The 1805-nt window shown below is 53.2% G+C and carries 2 protein-coding genes and 1 pseudogene; all 3 read right to left on the bottom strand.

What is annotated here, in order from left to right; genetic code table 11:
• Positions 1-832 (bottom strand): NAD(+)/NADH kinase (locus ACTHUT_RS19565; RefSeq protein ID WP_440419492.1); only part of this gene is annotated, 832 nt, incomplete at its 3' end.
• Positions 833-859: 27 nt separating this feature from the next.
• A complete protein-coding gene (locus tag ACTHUT_RS19560) occupies positions 860-1432 on the bottom strand; it encodes a ubiquinone biosynthesis accessory factor UbiJ (protein WP_049328968.1) in 573 nt (190 codons plus the stop codon).
• Positions 1433-1482: 50 nt separating this feature from the next.
• A pseudogene (locus ACTHUT_RS19555) lies at positions 1483-1805 on the bottom strand (SDR family NAD(P)-dependent oxidoreductase); the annotation flags it as partial.

The raw sequence follows: 1805 nt of genomic DNA, 5'->3' as shown, positions 1-1805 counted from the left end.
CGGTGGGATGGAGGACGCGCAAGGGGTTGTGATAGCGGCGGATGATGATGCGGTCGAAGTTTTGCACGTCGATATGGGATTGTCCGTCAAAATGTGCGCGTGCGTCGCCGCTTTTGGTAATGAGGATCTCGATCACGCTGGTGTCGGAGATGGCAATCGGGCGGTTGGTCATGGATTGCGGGCAGATGGGCACGAGCGTGAAGGCGTGCAGACCGGCCTGCATGATGGGGCCGCCGGCGGCAAGCGCGTAGGCGGTCGAACCTGTAGGCGTGGAAATAATCAGGCCGTCTGAGCGTTGGGTATAGACGAATTCTTGATTGATAAATACTTCAAATTCAATCATTTGGCCTGCGCCGCCACGAGACAGTACGGTGTCGTTGAGGGCGAGGGCGCGTTCGATGGTTTCACCGTCACGAATGATGCTGGCTTCGATGAGGATGCGCTCTTCGGGCAGATATTTGCCTTCCAGTACGGGGCGGATGCCCTCAACCATGGTATCGCGTGAGATTTGGGTAAGAAAGCCCAAGTGGCCTTGATTGATGCCGATAATGGGGACAGCGCGGGGGGCGACTTCGCGGGCGGCGGAGAGAAAGGTACCATCGCCGCCGAGTACAATAACGAGGTCGCAATATTTGCCCAGCTGGGCTTTGTTTACGGTTTCGCAGTAGGCGGAATCTTGGATATAGACGCAGTGTTCTTCTACGCTCAATTCATCCAGATAGATGGTGAAGCCGTTTTCGCGCAGAAAAGAAACCAATGTGTGGACGGTATCTTGAATTTCGGGCGTATTGGGACGTGTAACGATACCGATGTTTTTAAATGGGCTTTTCATGATAGTAGGCCGTCTGAAATTAAGTGTCTAATCTATCCAGATATCGCGCTCGAGCCGGTCGAGGCGTTCGTTTAGGCGGGCAACGTCGTCACGCAGTTTGTCCACTTCTTCCAACCATTCGGCAAGCGTGGCTTGGTCGATAACAGGGGATTCGGGTTCGCGTGAAAAGTCGCTGATTTGTTCGGCAATGCTTTTGCCGATTTTTTTCATGGTGCGGCCGATATCGCCGGCGCGCGAGCTGATGCTTTCTGCGGCTACATGACCGAATACACGTGCCAAATCGTCGCTTGGATAATAGCGCAGTCCACCTAAAATAGGAAGGACGGACATGCCTAAGACCAAGTCGCCTTCGAGGCTGATGTCGCCCACGCCGGGCTGGCCGCCTTGGAGGATTTTTTGGATGGCGCTGTTATGGAATGTAATGTTGGTGTCGGCGGTTTCGTTTGCGGTTTCAAGAAAACCTTGTTCGCTGATGCGTCCGGTCAGTCTGAAACCGGTCAGGCTGATGCAGATGATGCTGCCTGCAAATTCCGACAGCTCGCGCTGTTGCTCTGGATTTTGCTGTATCAGGTGGTTGATAAGGGGAAATAGGGCGGACATGGTTTACTCTGAATGCCGTCTGAAACGGATGAATGGATTGAGTCGCAATTTTACAGGCTTAGACCGTCTGCGCAAACGGTATTTACAATTTTGCCGTTGCTTTTGTCATCAACGATGAAATCAGGAGCCGGCAGTCCGAGTTTGGCCGCTTCGGCAGTATAAAATTCGGCCCGGCTTGGGTGGCGGGGTTCGACAATATTGCGGATACGCTTGCCGTCAGCTTGGCAGGCCGTCTGAAAGAGAACTTGGACGGCAAGGTCTTTATGAAGAATATTGACGGGTTGATTGCCGCCTTGAATGCGTGTTTTTTGAACCAGCTTGGTAACAGGATGACGGTCGGCAGAATAAAGTCCGCCCAGTCGCAGTATGTCGA

The organism is Neisseria sp. P0022.S010 (assembly GCF_051956635.1).
The sequence above is the reverse complement of the archived record's forward strand: the minus strand, read 5'-3'. Positions and strand labels throughout refer to the sequence as shown.